The sequence below is a fragment of the Desulfopila sp. IMCC35008 genome (assembly GCF_010646885.2).
Lineage (GTDB): Bacteria > Desulfobacterota > Desulfobulbia > Desulfobulbales > Desulfocapsaceae > Desulfopila.
In genome coordinates, this window is record NZ_CP050700.1 from 1,918,558 (window position 1) to 1,933,927 (window position 15,370).

The 15,370-nt window shown below is 47.1% G+C and carries 16 protein-coding genes; all 16 read right to left on the reverse strand.

What is annotated here, in order from left to right; all coding sequences use genetic code 11:
• Positions 1 to 5: 5 nt before the first annotated feature.
• The 16 genes from GA520_RS08510 to GA520_RS08585 all read right to left on the reverse strand — a co-directional run bounded on the left by GA520_RS08510 (position 6) and on the right by GA520_RS08585 (position 15,369).
• The gene (locus GA520_RS08510) at positions 6 to 908 is read right to left on the reverse strand and encodes a MinD/ParA family protein (RefSeq protein WP_163339262.1); all 903 of its coding nucleotides are present in this window, start codon (positions 906 to 908) and stop codon (positions 6 to 8) included.
• The gene (locus GA520_RS08515) at positions 901 to 2,301 is read right to left on the reverse strand and encodes a hypothetical protein (protein ID WP_304511310.1); all 1,401 of its coding nucleotides are present in this window, start codon (positions 2,299 to 2,301) and stop codon (positions 901 to 903) included. The genes GA520_RS08510 and GA520_RS08515 overlap by 8 nt, the downstream gene beginning before the upstream one ends.
• 19 nt (positions 2,302 to 2,320) lie before the next feature.
• Complete coding sequence (gene flhA / locus GA520_RS08520; RefSeq protein WP_163339260.1) at positions 2,321 to 4,420, reverse strand: flagellar biosynthesis protein FlhA; 2,100 nt, start codon at positions 4,418 to 4,420, stop codon at positions 2,321 to 2,323.
• On the reverse strand, positions 4,420 to 5,490 hold the full coding sequence (gene flhB, locus GA520_RS08525) for a flagellar biosynthesis protein FlhB (protein WP_163339259.1): 1,071 nt from the start codon (positions 5,488 to 5,490) through the stop codon (positions 4,420 to 4,422). The genes flhA and flhB overlap by 1 nt, the downstream gene beginning before the upstream one ends.
• A gap of 95 nt (positions 5,491 to 5,585) precedes the next feature.
• Complete coding sequence (gene fliR, locus GA520_RS08530; protein WP_163339258.1) at positions 5,586 to 6,368, reverse strand: flagellar biosynthetic protein FliR; 783 nt, start codon at positions 6,366 to 6,368, stop codon at positions 5,586 to 5,588.
• A 7-nt stretch (positions 6,369 to 6,375) separates the two neighbouring features.
• Entirely contained in the window at positions 6,376 to 6,639 is a 264-nt protein-coding gene (gene fliQ, locus GA520_RS08535; RefSeq protein ID WP_163339257.1) for a flagellar biosynthesis protein FliQ, read from the reverse strand.
• A 16-nt stretch (positions 6,640 to 6,655) separates the two neighbouring features.
• On the reverse strand, positions 6,656 to 7,432 hold the full coding sequence (gene fliP, locus GA520_RS08540; protein ID WP_163339256.1) for a flagellar type III secretion system pore protein FliP: 777 nt from the start codon (positions 7,430 to 7,432) through the stop codon (positions 6,656 to 6,658).
• Positions 7,429 to 7,839, reverse strand: a complete 411-nt coding sequence (locus GA520_RS08545; protein WP_163339255.1) for a flagellar biosynthetic protein FliO — start codon at positions 7,837 to 7,839, stop codon at positions 7,429 to 7,431. Before GA520_RS08545 ends, fliP begins: the two co-directional genes overlap by 4 nt.
• 7 nt (positions 7,840 to 7,846) lie before the next feature.
• Positions 7,847 to 8,242 carry a flagellar motor switch protein FliN gene (gene fliN, locus GA520_RS08550; RefSeq protein ID WP_163339254.1) on the reverse strand — a complete coding sequence of 132 codons (396 nt, stop codon included), beginning with the start codon at positions 8,240 to 8,242 and terminating at the stop codon, positions 7,847 to 7,849.
• A gap of 9 nt (positions 8,243 to 8,251) precedes the next feature.
• Positions 8,252 to 9,238: a flagellar motor switch protein FliM gene (locus GA520_RS08555; protein ID WP_163339253.1), complete on the reverse strand. Its 987-nt coding sequence runs from the start codon at positions 9,236 to 9,238 to the stop codon at positions 8,252 to 8,254.
• A gap of 11 nt (positions 9,239 to 9,249) precedes the next feature.
• A complete protein-coding gene (gene fliL, locus GA520_RS08560; RefSeq protein ID WP_163339252.1) occupies positions 9,250 to 9,750 on the reverse strand; it encodes a flagellar basal body-associated protein FliL in 501 nt (166 codons plus the stop codon).
• A 39-nt stretch (positions 9,751 to 9,789) separates the two neighbouring features.
• Positions 9,790 to 10,575, reverse strand: a complete 786-nt coding sequence (locus tag GA520_RS08565) for a flagellar motor protein MotB (RefSeq protein WP_163339251.1) — start codon at positions 10,573 to 10,575, stop codon at positions 9,790 to 9,792.
• Between the two features lie 15 nt (positions 10,576 to 10,590).
• On the reverse strand, positions 10,591 to 11,358 hold the full coding sequence (locus GA520_RS08570; RefSeq protein ID WP_163339250.1) for a motility protein A: 768 nt from the start codon (positions 11,356 to 11,358) through the stop codon (positions 10,591 to 10,593).
• Between the two features lie 299 nt (positions 11,359 to 11,657).
• Positions 11,658 to 12,953, reverse strand: coding sequence for a flagellar hook protein FlgE (locus tag GA520_RS08575; RefSeq protein WP_163339249.1), 1,296 nt, complete (start codon positions 12,951 to 12,953; stop codon positions 11,658 to 11,660).
• Positions 12,954 to 13,033: 80 nt separating this feature from the next.
• The gene (locus GA520_RS08580) at positions 13,034 to 13,855 is read right to left on the reverse strand and encodes a flagellar hook assembly protein FlgD (RefSeq protein WP_163339248.1); all 822 of its coding nucleotides are present in this window, start codon (positions 13,853 to 13,855) and stop codon (positions 13,034 to 13,036) included.
• 8 nt (positions 13,856 to 13,863) lie between these two features.
• On the reverse strand, positions 13,864 to 15,369 hold the full coding sequence (locus GA520_RS08585) for a flagellar hook-length control protein FliK (RefSeq protein ID WP_163339247.1): 1,506 nt from the start codon (positions 15,367 to 15,369) through the stop codon (positions 13,864 to 13,866).
• Between the last annotated feature and the right edge of the window lies 1 nt (position 15,370).

The following is a 15,370-nucleotide window of genomic DNA, read 5'->3' on the forward strand; positions in this document are numbered from 1 at the left end:
TTATCTTAACCGCCGAGATTAAGTAGCCTGTTCCAAAAGAATTGCAGGTTTCCCTTGGGAGGACTGTGTACCGGTTCCAGGCAGATCCTGTTGGCGAGCCTGCCAAAGGATGAGCTGATCTTCGAGTTTGGCAGAAATTCTGTGATAACCCTTTGCTTCCGGATAGCGTCAATCATCTGTCGATCGCGGGGGATCGATCCAAAAAAATCGATGGAGATGTCGAGATATCTGTTAGCAACCATAGTAAGTTTTTTATATACATCAAGTGCGTCATCTTCTGTCTCAATCTGGTTGACGACCAGGTTGAAATGCTTTTCATGATAGGTTGTCGACAAGAGTTTCATAAGTGCATAGGCATCGGTTATGGCCGTTGGTTCGGGTGTTGTTACAACCAGGATTTCCTGGGCAGCTGTATTAAAATAGGTCACATTTTCAGATATTCCAGCCTCGGTGTCTATCAATACGTAATCAAAAGTATCGTGCATGGCACCTAAGGCATCGAGTAACCGCATCTTCTGGTGTCCGTCCAGACGAATGAAATTTTGAACGCCTGATCCGGCTGGCAGGATCTTTATTCCTAACGGTCCTTCAACCAGTATATCATCGAGTTGCTGTTCTCCCGAAAAAAAATGATTGAGATTGTAATTTGGTGTAAGGCCAAAGACCACATCGATGTTGGCAAGCCCTAGATCGGCATCAAGAATAAGTACCCGTTTGCCAAGATTGGCGAGTGAGTATGCAAGGTTGGCAGTTACGGCTGTTTTTCCTACCCCGCCTTTGCCGCTGGTAACAGAATAAACACAGGTAATCCGATCCTGATAGTCGGGAATTGTTGTTGGCTGGTGGCTGTTATTCAGGTTTCGAAGGGTTTTAGCCTGATCTGATTCAGGACGGTGTGAGTTATTCATTGGAGGTACCTTCGTCGCTGGTCATGATTAATTCGGCAACAGACTTATTGTTTATTTGCAGCAGGTCTTCAGGAACACGTTGTCCGTTGGTGATATAGGAGAGCGGAGCCTTGTTTCTGGTCTGGACGTTCAGGATGATCCCGTTTTGTGAACATTCATCCACCTTGGTGAATATTGTTTTGTCGATCCCGATCCTGTCAAATCTATCGATAGTGTCGAGGAGTTCACTTTCACGGGTCCCGGCTGAGAGTACCAGGTGTTTTTCAATGTTGAGTTCGGGATGTAAAAAGAGAGAGAGCTCTTTGATGCTGAAATTGTCTTTCGGGCTCCTTCCGGCTGTATCAATGAGGATCAATTCTTTGTCTCTGTGTCTATGTAATGCCTTTTCGAGTTGTTCTGGCGATATCACGACGTCCACAGGTAATCGCATTATTTCACCGTACACCTTCAGCTGTTCAACTGCGGCGATTCGGTAGGTGTCAATGGTAATGAGGGCAATAGAGCTGGAGTGATTAGCCAGGTAAAGGGCCGCAAGTTTTGCAAGGGTTGTTGTTTTACCGACACCTGTGGGTCCGATGAGCGCTATTCTCTTCTGGCCATCTGAGTTCTCAAAATCCGGAGGTACAACATCTATCAATCCCTCAATGGATAGGGCTAGAAATCGTCGTATCTGGTCTGGTTTTTTAAGGTCCTGGCTGCTCATATTCTCTTTTGCATAATCAGCTATAACAACAGCTGGCTCGCCTTCAATCCCGAATTGATGGAGGATATGGAGAATCGGTTCTCTAGTTGAGTTGACCACACCGAGCTTTTGTCGTAATGCCTCGCTTGTGGTCGTCGTTTTAGCAGGGCTATTATGAACACGTGGTTCAGCAGTCGATAATGGTTTTGTCCCGGTTTCTGGAGGTTTGGGTTCAGGTTGATCTGGCTTGGTCGGTGAGGATGTTTGCAGTTGTGTCTCTTCAGGTTTTTGCGGTGCTTGTTTACCTTGAGGTTCTGCGATGTGTCCGGCTAGCTGATGGACAAGTTGTTTCAACTCATCAACTTCTGAACGAAGCACATCTTCTTTATTGGTATCCTGAGCAGTTGGAGGAGTGGGCATTGGTCGGATCTCCTTCCTGGCTGATTGATCATTGTTAGAAGGTTTGTCCTGATATTGTAAGTCGATTGTATCGTCTACAGTATGATTAATTCTTTTATGTTTTTTGGGTGATACCGACTCAAGCTTCTCTATTAAGTTGTTTTCGTCAGGCCAGGAACGATCAATCGCGGCGGTAATTTCGATGGTTGCTTTGCCGAGAAGGCCGAGCTTACCGTTCTTGACAGTCTTGGTAGAGAGAATAAGTGCATCAGGTCCCAATTCTTTTCGAACCAGCCGTAAGCCTGAAGTCATGTCATCTGCTTCAAATACTCTAACTTGCATCGATCGTTACCGTTCCGAGTGAGCGAACCTTGAGGTTCGGGGTTATCTCGTTATGGGAAAGCACAGTAAGTGCAGGATAATATCTTTCGGTCAAACTGCGTACATGTGGTCGGATCTGGGGGGCTACCAGGATGGCCGGTCGGGTCCCACCCTCAAAGAGAGGTATGGCCTGGCCGATGGAATCGAGGATCTGCTGGGCGATTGATGGATCTATCGCCAGGTAACTGCCGGTGTCGCGATGTTTGACGCTGTTTTGAACAGCATCTTCAGCTTCCTTGGACAGGGTGATAATTGGTATGGTGTCATCGATTGCCAGTTGCGAGGATATGGACCGGGCCAGCGCGTGCCGAACATATTCTGTCAGAATGTCTGTGTCCTGTGTAAGGGGCGCCCAGTCAGCCATGGTTTCAAGGATGGTACGAAGGTCCCTTATCGAGATACCTTCTTTCAGCAGGTTGTGAAGAACCCGCATGATGGTGCCAAGTGAAAGTACGGTGGGCACCAGCTCCTCAACCAGTTTCGGATATTGGCTCCCGAGATTGTCGAGCAGACCCTGAACCTCCTGTCGACCAATGAGTTCATGGGCATGCTGTTTAATTAATTCGCTGATATGGGTGGCCATAACCGTGGTGCAATCGACAACTGTGTAACCGGCCAGCTGTGCCCTGTCCTTTTTGTCTTCTGTAATCCAGATGGCAGGCAGCCCAAAGGCGGGTTCTGTCGTGGCAACGCCCTGAATGGTTTCGGTTACCATACCCGGATCCATGGCCATATAATGGCCAGGAAGCATTTCAGCTATGGCGATGATGACGCCTTTTAAGGCGAAAGTGTACTGGTTGGGTGTTAACTGCAGGTTATCCTTGATGTGGACCGGGGGGACGATAAAGCCGTTGTTGAGGGCAAACTGCTTACGAATAGACTGGATGCGGTTAAGTAACTCTCCATCCTGTGCTGAATCAACAAAGGGGATAAGGCCATAACCGACCTCAAGTTGCAGCATGTCCACATGCAGCATCTCCTCATAATTTTCTTCCCTGGTAAGTGGCTCCTCAGGTATGATTTCCTCCTCAACTTCTGCCGCGGCTTTACGGTCTCTTTTATCAAGCATAAAGGCCAGAAGGCCAAGTGAGACCGCAAGCAGCAGGAAAGGGAAAAAAGGCATTCCCGGAATAAAGGCAAACATGAGAAGGATGGAGGAAACTACCCACATGGCGACAGAATTCTTTGAGAATTGTGCCTTTATGTCACTACCGAAATCCTTGTCGCCGGTTGAGCGTGTTACCAGCAGACCGGCAGCAGTAGAGATAATAAGCGCAGGTATCTGGCCAACAAGGCCGTCTCCAACGGTGAGGATTGTATAGTTGGCTGCAGCTTCCGCCATAGGCATCCCTTTTTGCAGAACACCAATAATAAATCCGGCACCTATATTGATCAGGGTGATGATGATGCCGGCAATAGCATCTCCCTTGACGAATTTGGATGCACCGTCCATGGCGCCGTGAAAGGCAGCCTCGGATGATATCTCTTCACGTCTGCGGCGTGCTTCCTGTTCGTCGATTAGCCCGGCGTTGAGGTCTGCATCGATAGCCATCTGCTTACCGGGCATGGCGTCCAGGGTGAAGCGGGCAGCAACTTCTGCAACACGACCGGCACCTTTGGTGATGACCATGAAATTGATTAACACCAGGATAGCGAAAACAACGATACCGACCACGTAGTTCCCACCTACAACAAATTGCCCGAAAGACTGGATAACAGAACCGGCAGCCTGTGGTCCTTCGTCTCCGTGCAGCAGAATGAGCCTTGTTGAAGCAACGTTGAGCGAGAGTCGGAAGAGGGTTGTGGTAAGAAGAACGGCGGGGAATATGGAAAACTCTACAGCTTTCACCGTGTAGAGGCTGATAATGAGGATCAGCAGTGCGAGTGTGATATTGGTTGCCAGAAACATATCAAGCACAAGCGAGGGCAGGGGGATGATCATGATCATCAGGATCGACACCAGTCCGAAAGATGCAATAACATCACTGCGAGCCAAGAGTTCCTGTATCCGTTGCCTGTTAAAAAGATCCTGTGGTCGAGCTATTTCCATTACTGCCTGCTTCCTTTAAGAGAGTATACGTGTGCCAATATTTCGGCAACAGCCCTGAATAATTCATCGGGAATAGACGTTCCCATGTCAATTTCATGCAATAATCGCGCCACAGGCGGGTTTTCGACAATTGGAACGTCATTTTCCCTGGCTATTTCACGTATTCTGAGTGCTACCAGGTCAGAACCTTTAGCGACCACCATGGGCGCGTCCATCTCATCAGAAGAATATTTGAGGGCGACTGAAATATGTGTCGGGTTGGTGACCACAACATCAGCCTCAGGGACTTCTGCCATCATGCGTTTACGCGCCATTTCTTGCTGGATAGAACGAATCTGTGCCTTGACGTGTGGATCACCCTCCATCTCTTTATGTTCTTCTTTGACCTCCTGTTTGGTCATTTTCATTTTTTCTTCCATCTCCCATCGAACATAAAGAAAATCGATAAAAGCGAGAAAGATCATTATGGCACAGATCTTCGCCATGATGAGAGCCGCTGTTTTTCCAAGAAAAGTAACAGCTGCACCAACCGAGGTGTCAACGAGGATAAGTGCTTCGTCAAATTTCCCGATGAGGGTCGAATAGGCGATCCAGGCGATAAGGGCAACCTTGGCTATTGATTTAATGAGTTCAACAAGTGAACGGGTAGAAAAAAGTCGTCCCATACCCTTTATAGGGTCGAATTTCTTAATATCAGGAACAATCGGTTGGGTGGTGAAATTCCAGCCTACCTGAAAAAATGTCGAAAAGAAGCCAACTATAAGGACGGTGAGAAAAAGAGGAGCAAGGAGCAGGAAAGCATTTTGAACGATAAACCAGGCCAAGGTTATTACAGCTGCGGAGTTGGCCTCAAATTCATTAATTCTCTGAAAGAATGATTTCAGGAGATTGGTGAGGCCACGCCAGAATACCGGCATGTAAAATATCCAGAATAAAAGGCCAATAGTGAATATGGCTGCAGTTTGCACCTCTTTTGATTGGGCGACCTGGCCTTTCTTTCTAAAATCATCCCGTCGTTTCGCGGATGGTGCTTCAGTGCGTTCTCCACCTGTGGGGGATTCTTCAGCCATACGTGGTCATTAATGAGATTTTGTGGGTGGGTTGATTCTCGTATTGCGCTAAATCCCTGCAAGAATTAATCCAAAAACAGCTATGCCTACGTGAGCTAAATGTTGAGATAGGCAAGCATATTTATCAAAGTATCAAGGAGTGCGTCAAATTCCCGTCTCAATATAGCCGAGGCGAAATCCATAGTCAAAGCAATGACTATAAAGGCCGTGCCCATGTTTATGGGAATGGAGAGCATAAAAACATTAAGTTGCGGGAAAACCCTGGAGAGAACACCAAGAATGAGGCCGGAAAGGAGGAGAACCACCAGAACAGGTGCGCTGAATTGAACACCGAGTGAAAACATCCTGGCAGTAAGGTCCATGAGATATGGGACAGCTTCACCGGAGAGGTTTAATTTGCCGGGTGGCAGCAGCTCGTAAGATTTCACAGCCAAGCGGAAAAACATGTGGTGACCATCTATGGCCAGAAAAATGAAAATAGCAAAAACATTCTGAAACTGTGACAGCAGGGCAATCTGCCGTTCGTTGCTTGGGTCGAAAACATTGGCTGCTGCAAAGCCCATTTGAAATCCGATGACTGTTGCACCATACTCAACTGCTGTAAAAATGAGTCGTGCACAGAGCCCGATAAGTGTACCGAGCAATATTTCATTAATAAGAAAGAGAATGAATGGTGCGGGAGAAAAACTAATAGCAGGAACGTCCAGGGACATGACGGGGAACAGCACCATAGCTGTCATAAACACAAGACCAACCCGAATGCGTATCGGAGCGGAGGAGGAAGAAAAAACGGGTATGGCACCAATAAAACCTGCTACCCTGGCAAGGATGACAAGAAAGGACTGAAACTGTTCGATCGGGATAAGTTGAATATCCACAATAGCCTTAGAGGGTCGCTAATGTCTCGAATATTCCGATGGTGAAGGCGGAAATAATACGAATGAACCAAGGGCCGAAAAAAAGAAGCGTGAGAAAAACAGCAACAATTTTAGGGATAAAGGTGAGGGTCTGTTCGTTGATCTGCGTTGCTGCCTGGAAGGTTGAAACGATCAAACCGATAGCCATTCCGACAAGCAGCATTGGACCTGCTATCATGAGTAGGGTCTGAATTGCTTTTCTGCAGACGTTAATAGCCATATCCGGAGTCATGACAAGCCTCTTTGGGTTATAGACCAAAGCTCCTAACCAATGAGCTTACAATAAGGTTCCAGCCGTCCACCAACACAAATAACAAGAGCTTAAATGGCATGGAAATGATGACAGGCGGCAGCATCATCATACCCATAGACATGAGGATGGATGCAACAATCATGTCTATTACCAGAAAGGGGATGTAGATCATGAAACCCATCTGGAACGCACGTTTCAATTCCGAGAGCATAAAGGCAGGTATGAGCGTCATGGTGGGTATGTCTTCCTGATCGTATGGCTCACTGTCCAGGGTAAGGTCTGCAAGCAACGCCAGCGATTCTTCATTCACCTGGCTAAACATGAATTCACGCATGGGGATGATCGCCCTTTCAAAGGCCTCTGCCTGATTAATCTCCTCGTTTATATAAGGTTGAAAAGCTGTTTCATTCATCCTGTTAAGTGTGGGAGACATTATAAAAAAAGATAGAAACAGCGAAAGGCCAAGAATAATTTGGGTAGGCGGCATGTTCTGGGTGCCCATTGCCTGCCGCAGGAAACCAAGCACAATTACAATCCTGGTAAAACAGGTGGTCATCAGGACGATGGCAGGAGTTACTGAGAGAATGGTGAGAACAAAGAGTACCTGCAGGGCTGTGGAAACCTGTTGAGGGGATTCCGCGTCTTCAACACCAAAGGTTATTGTTGGCAGACCAACAGCAAAAACGTTATCCGGGATAAGGAAAATAGAGCATCCAAGAAAAAAGAGAAAGGGTGCGACCTGGAGATGTCGTATGGGAGTTGGGGCGTTCATGGTATGTAACTTTCGGATTGCTCAAGAACGTCCTGGAAAGAGCCTTTTTTCGGATCGTCAATATTGGCAAGCAGGGTTATCGATTCATTGCCGATGCCAAGCAGGTATTCCTTTCCTCGGACCTCCACCAGGCAGAGTGATTTTTTGGGCATGACCGGTTTAATCTCTTTGATCCGGATAATATCACCTGACCGACCCGCCAAAATATTGAAGCGTTTCTTGAATAATCCGTATAAGACCAGCATGACTCCCAGGACAATGCATAATCCCCACAACATGCGAAAGTAAGGTGCTAATTCATCAACGGCTTCACTGCCCGTAGCCCCACCTTCTGCGCCCAAAGAACTGGTAACTGTGAGGCACAGTACAGTAATAAATATATATGTTGTAAGGCGGGAGGATTTCATCCGGTTGCTATCCTAGGTTTTTCACCCTGTCTGGCGTGGAAACAACATCTGTAAGCCGTATACCGAACTTGTCTCCAACCATGACGGCCTCCCCACGGGCAATGAGGCGGGAATTGACATACAGATCTAGTGGCTCGCCCGCAAGTTTATCAAGTTCAATGACATATCCTTCACCCATTCGCAGTAGATCCTTTAACAGTATTGTCGATCTACCGATTTCGACGGAAATCTGCAAAGGGACATCGTAAATAAAATCGATACCCCTGGATGAGCCATCGGAGGGATTTTCAGGAGTGGTCATTTCACTTCCCGGTGGTGCTGACGGCACATCTTCTTCCAGAAGTTCTTTTAATTCCTCGGGGTCGGGGCGGGCGTTCGGGTTGGTCCCGTTTTCATATTCCATAAAACTTCCTCAATTATCGTAAACACTCGTTATGCTGATAGCCTTCTTTCCCCGGTGAGTTCCAGGTTTGGCAAAATACTTTAGTTGATCCCCGACAAGCACCTTCAGTGGCCCATTGGGGTCATAATCCAGAGGCAGGATATCTCCTTTTCTGAGATTGGCGATCTGGCCTATCGTAAGATCCAGGGTCCCCGACTGGGCAGTGAGGTGCATCTCCATATTCTGGATGGATTTCTGCAAAATGGTACGCCAGCTTCCCTTGGTCATTTCATCCATGTTGAGCAGGCTGTGTAATTTTTCCCTTATCGGCGAAAGGGTAGCTACCGGAAAGGCCAAGGTAATCTCACCGGTTCCTTCTTTCAGTTGCACTGTGAGTTTGCTGGTGAGAACCTCGGAATCCGGTTCGGTAACAGAGACGAGTCGTGGACTGTTGTCGATCTTATGAAGGTGAGTCTCAATGTCAAGAAGTGGTTTGAACGTCTTGTCAAAGCAGGCACATGAGAGCTCCATTAATGGCCGGATCATGGTGAGTTCTAAGGTCGTGAGTCGTCTCTCAGGAGGTTTTGCGTCGATGTCCGGGGATGCTCCAAGCATGATCTCGATCATTGCAAAGGAGAAGGGCAGATCGGTTATAAAGAGTATCCCCTGCTTCAACGGTGGCATATTTAGAATCCCGATGGCACCGGGATCACCAATATCAGCCACAAATTTCTGAAATTCAAAAGCCTCAATGGTATTTCGGGTAATTGAAAAATTACGTTGCAGCTCATTGGTCAGAGCAATTGTATAATTCATGCAGAAATTATCGAGGATCAGGTCAAAATTCGGGAACCGGCTTTCTTCAGACTGCTTGCGCTCCAGATTGAAGAGATCAACTTCCTTGGCATTTTGGAGCCTCTCCTGCCTTCTGCCTTCAGGCGTGTCCAGAGGGATCTGGCCGCTGCGAATAGCTTGGAGCAGCTCGGCGATTTCCTGTTTGTTAAGTATCGGTTCCACTAATGATGTCCTTACTGAACCACAAAGTCGGTAAAATAGATTGCTTTTACCTTCCCCGACTTAAGAATGGCATTCAATTTATGCATCAACTCTGCCTTGAGTTGTTTCTTACCCTGGAGGTCTTGTAATTCCTCATATGTTTTATTACCAACAAGTAAAAGAATGGCATCTCGCGCCTGCGGTAAACGCATGTTGAATTCTTCCTTTACTGCCTCGCTTGAAAGTTCCACTGTCAAAGCAGCCTTTACATAATGACGTTCGTCTTCGCTGATGATATTGACAATGAATTCCTTAATGTCGACCATCGGTCCAATGGATGTTTCATCAGAAACCTTAGGGATAGGTACGTCTTCACCCGGGTCCGTATTGTTTTGTTTGTCAGTGGTCCTCAGCAAGAAAAACCAGGCAAGTGCGGCACCTAGGATGAGTACGAGCACTGCAGTCCCAATAATTATAAAGAGCTTCTTTTTGCTTTCCGGTTCTGCTTTTGCGGCATCTTTTTTTTCAGCCATGGTATCTCTTCCTGAAGTGAGTCATATTCGGGTGTTGGTTTAAAGAGGGATAGACCCTTGGGCGCTATTTGCGTTATTTTCCTGGTTTGGGTTTTTGAGGCGCAAGATAAAATCCACCCTTCTGTTTTTTGCCCGGTTTTCATCACTGGTGTTGGGGACCAGCGGATTATCGCTGCCGTAACCTACTGCTGAAAGCCTCTCCATCGGCAGGAGGTTACCCTGTTTGAAGAATCTTAAAACGGCTATGGACCTCTCGGTAGAAAGATTCCAGTTTCCAAGAGGGTCGGTACCGTAAAGGATATCGTCGGTATTACCTTCAATACGGATATCCGTAGGGATCGGTCGGACGATATCGGCAATTTTCCGAAGAGTTGGATATGATTTCGGGTGCAGTTTTGCTTCACCCGGCTCAAACATAATCGGATCCTGTACCCGTAAAATGAGCGTGTCGCTGTCTTTTTTTATGGCTTCAACATCTTGTCCCATTTTGAGTGACTCGATCTGGGCTTTTACTTTGTTGTAAACCCTACTCGTCTGTTCCGGGTTGATCGGCATGAACTTTGTTTTAGGGGGGGATGGAATAACAGGTAATGAAAAATCTATCTGGGCCTGTTGTTTGTGCATGCCAAACGCTTCCCGCATGGACTGGGTGGCCGCATTAAACTTCACAGGGTCCATATTGGCCATTGATATCAGAAGAACGAAAAAGGTCAGCAGAAGGGTAACAAGATCTGAATAGGTCACCATCCATAACGGCGCACCAACAGGGCATTTTTGTTCTGCTTTTTGTGATTCTTCTTCCTGTAGAGTTTCTTCTTCTGCCATAACCGGTTCTTCAGGTTACCTGTTAAAGGTTGATTCCCTTAGTTTTGGCGCAATGAACGCATGCAGTTTCTGCTCCATGATTCGTGGGTTTTCACCCGATAGGATAGATTGCATGCCCTCTATAATGAGGGTTTTCATGAGCACCTCAGATTTAGAACGATTTTTCAATTTTCCGGCCATTGGGTTACATACAACGTTGGCAATGACTGCACCATAAAAAGTTGTGAGCAGGGCAACTGCCATGGCGGGACCGATTGACGAGGGGTCGTCCATTGTCTGCAACATCTGCACCAGACCAATCAGGGTTCCTACCATACCCATTGCAGGAGCGTAAGCGGCAATGGAGGTGAATATCTCGGCACCTTTGTCATGGCGTTGCTGGACATATTCAATTTCGGTGGTCAGCATTTTTTTCAGTGTTGCCGGTTCCTGGCCGTCGACCGCCATCTGCATGGCCTTTATCAGGAACTCATCCTCAACTTCTTCCATTGCCCCCTGTAAGGCGAGGATCCCTTCTTTGCGGGCCTTGTTGGCGAAGTCCATAAGAAGAATGATCATATCATTGATCGGTTTTTCCTTATGGAGGAATGCCTTCTTGGCGACATTAATAGCATCGAAAATATCCCCAAAGGGATAATGGACGAGTGCATTACCGGCGGTTCCGCCAAAAACAATCATTATTGATGGGACGTTTATAAAAAGACTTAAGGGGCCGCCCTGCAGGATGGCCATCAGCATAAGTCCGAAGGCGGCGCCAATACCTAAAATTGTTGAAAGATCCAAAAGAAAATACCCCCAGCAAATACAAAATAGACGATGGAAAAATCGTAAACGGAAAAAACATCAGACGGCCATATAATTAAATACTTTCAGCCTGATACTTTTTACACTCCATCATAGACCTTTGTTTTTGAAAACTCAAGTTTGCAAAAAACATTCCAGGGAAAATAATACTTGAATTCTATAGGACTGGAGGGCGTTGGGAGGAGGGAATAATGAACCGGCAGATAAATGATACCCATTTCCTGCCGGTTTAGGAGATCGTGTGACGTTATATTGACAGCTTCATGGTGAACCGAAACCTATCGTTTCAGGTTGATGAGATCACCGAGGAGTTCATCGACTGTCGTAATAATCTTGGAGTTGGCCTGGAATCCTCTCTGGACCGTAATCATCCGGACAAATTCAGCTCCCATGTCAACATTGGATTGCTCTAATGAGTTGGTAAATATCTTTCCGAGTTCAACACCGGGCAGACCGGTTCGCGGTCCACCTGAGTTATCCGTCTCTTTGTAAAGGTTTTTACCAATACTTTCAAGACCGCGGGGGTTTGTAAAAGTGCTGAGAACCAGATGGGCTACCTTTATTTGCTCACCGTTGGAAAAAGAGGCGATAACCGTACCTTCGTCATCAATATTCACACCTGTCATTTCTCCGGCACCGTACCCGTTCTGTTCCTGGGAGATAACAGCGGATTCAGAGTTGAACTGGGTTGTGTCAAAGGTGATTGTTATTGCTTGTCCCGGTTCGCTTCCGTTAAGCCAGTCTATACCAGGGATTGTGCCGGTCGTCGGTTCAATGACATCAGGCGTGGCGCCATCAGGGTCAACCATGATGCCATCGGTGTTGAAGGTCAAACCGGGGCCGCCATCTCCCAGTATAGCGCCAAGTCCTGTTGTTACGGCACCTGTATCATCGGTATAGCTATAGCTCCACCTCCACTCATTATTAGCAATTTTATTGAAATAACTTGTAATCAGGTGCTCATTACCAAGTGAATCAAAAACCTGGGTAGACGATGAATAGTTGTAGGTTGTTGGGTCATCGAAGACAAAACCCGCGATTGGCATTATGGGTTCTGTTGAATCAAGGTTGGTGGTGAGAGTCGCCTCGGTGGTTGCATTACCACCAATAAGGCCCCTGCTGCTCACCATAATGTCCGTTGGATCCCCAGGCTCAAGCACTCCGTTCTCATCATACAATTTGCCCTGCACCCTGTACCCTTCAGGGTTCATGAGGTAACCGTTTTCGTCAAATCTGAAGGCGCCGCCTTTGGAGTAATAGACTGAGTCATCTCCAGGTTCACTCAACAGGAAGAAACCAGGCCCCTCAATAGCTACATCAAGAGGGGATTCTGTTGACTCAAAAGTACCTTGAGTGAATAGATTATCGACCTTTGAGACACCGACACCGCGACCAACCTGTGACTTACCACCTGATCCGTTGATAGTAGATGAAAGAAGATCTGAAAATACAGTCCTTGCTCCCTTAAAACCCAGGGTGTTGGTATTGGCAAGGTTATTACCGATAACGGTGAGTGCCTGTGAATTTGTGCTGATGCCGCTTACTCCGCTGTACAGTGCACTTGAAATACCCATTTTTTTACTCCTTTATCTTTCGTTCCTGGTTATACAGATCAGTTTTGTGATCTTATATGTCTGTATCTTGAGGATGGTAATTAGCTAATTGATTCTGTAACTTCTGCTGAGACATTTTCTGTGGTTTCATCTACTATGTTTTCAGTTGCGTCACTTATTATATCGGATGTTTCCGGCTCATCATTAACATCTTCGTTGTCATTTGCATCATTTTGAGAATTTTTTGATTCCGGATCGTAAACACCCAGTATGTTGTTGAAGGCTACTTCTCCGAAATTTGTAATAAGTGTACCGCCGTATTCGCCGCCCAGATCAACACCCGTAACTTCGGCACGAACCAGAGAGGTTGCGCCGACACTTTCACCCTCGGTGGCCTTTGCATTGACGACGATTTTGTAATCCCCAATCGGTGCATCCTGACCTTTTGCGGTTTTACCGTCCCATTCAAGATAATGAAGGCCTTCGCCAAGCTCGCTGCCATCCAGGGTGGCGACAGTGACACCATTATGCTGAAGGGATAACTTGACCTGTGTTGCCTCGCCATCAAGCTTGTAGCCAAGACTTACAGGTTCACCGTTGTACTTAAAAGAAGATCCTTCATAAACAACTTCCTTGCCAATAGTGTTCAGGGTAGACAGTCTATCTGAGTTGGCGTTGGACTGAACCAGGTTGTCCATGCTTTCGTTCAGGTTAAACAACTGTTCAAGGGAACTGAACTGCGCGAGTTGCGCGGTAAATTCCGTTGGGTCGTCCGGATTGAGTGGATCCTGATTTTGCAGTTGGGCAACAAGCAGGGAAAGAAAATCCTGTTTACCCATTATGTCATTTGTATTATTTTCGGCCGATGTGCCAGATGCCTGGGCTGTTGCTGCCTGGCTTATGCCGTCGATGTATGCGCTCATCGTGTCCCCTAAACGGTTACGTTTACTCCGGATTGATCTTCCTGTCCCTGAACGCTTGCAGACTCAAGGACATCAATAAAAGTCTCTGTGTCAAATCTACTGTTGTGGTGTGACTTCTCAAATGAATTTCGTTTACCAGATTGATCCTGCAGCAGATCAAAATCGCCTGCTATGTCAGATTTTGCAGATACCTGGATATCTTCTATCTGGATACCCTGTCCCTGGAGAATTTCCCTCAGCTTAGGCATATTTTTTTCCAGAATCTCCTGAACGTGCTGGCTCTGGGCAAAAACATTGGCCCGGATTGCACCTTCACGATATGTCAGGTCGATTTTCAGTTCACCCAGTTCAGCCGGTTGCAGCCTGATGTTTATCTGGGTTTCCTGGTTTCGGACCTGCAGATTGAACCTGTTGGCAACCTGTTGGACGATAGCGTCATCACTCACTGCTGAACCTGGGAACGGCGAAACCGGGTGGGTTCCCGCAGTCGCCTTTGCCACCGGCGTGTCAAGTACGCCCTGACTCACCTGGGAATAGGACTGGGTTGTTTCAGTGGCTGCAGTAATCTGGGAAGCTTGAGGAGCACCTTGAGTGAGACTGTTACCACTTAAATCCTGTTGGGTCCCCTGTTGGCTGGAGTTGTTGGCGGAACCTGAGTTGGCTTGCGAGTTGGCACCTATCCTGGCTTCGAGGTATTGCCCTTTTGAGTCCTGTCGGAGATGTGTGGTTTGATTATCATTGTTGCGGGCAACAGTCGCAACCTCATCTTCTACCACTACGACCTTGGCAAGACCGCCTTTTATGATTGGATCTTCAACAAGTCTGACCACATTGGCCTGTTGTTCGATACTTGTTTGGCGAAGAGGGGCGGCTACTTCCTTGTTATTAAGCATGGCATTTGCATCTGTACCTGCTTTTGACGGTAGGTTTTCTACATCAGCCAGCGAGCCTTTCAGGTTTTGTAGATCAGCCATTGATACCTGGCTGCCATCCTGACGGGTAATAGTGATCACACCTTTTTCATTTAAAGTGATAAGCTGTTCCAGCTCTGCAGTAAGCAGGGATTGACCACTGTTTGTGCCGGTCGGCAATGTTGATTGCTGAAGAAGGGTGGCCGGAATTGCTACCTGCTCACCCTGCTTTTCAATGCCTGCGGTTCCGCTCAGGACTATCTTGGTAAAGGCTTGTTGTTCAATGGCCTTCTGGAGATCTGCAAATCGGGTTGTGGTGTTTTGTGTAGCTGGAGTGTCTGGTTGTGTGGCTGGAGTGTCTGGATTTGCTGCTGTGGTTGGTGCAACAGGATCTGTTTCCTGGGTACCTGGAGCATCCTGAGGATCTCTTTCCGGCTGATTGTTCGTCGGATTTTTTGTCGCTGGATCGTTTTGCTGTTGTGCCGCTGTGGTTTTGTTAAGGATGGATTCAAATGATGAGTCGCTTCCATTGGCTGGTGACGGGGAGGTTGATGGGGTTGCTGGAGCCTGGGTGGGTGCTATTATGGGAGCGATATTTGCCATT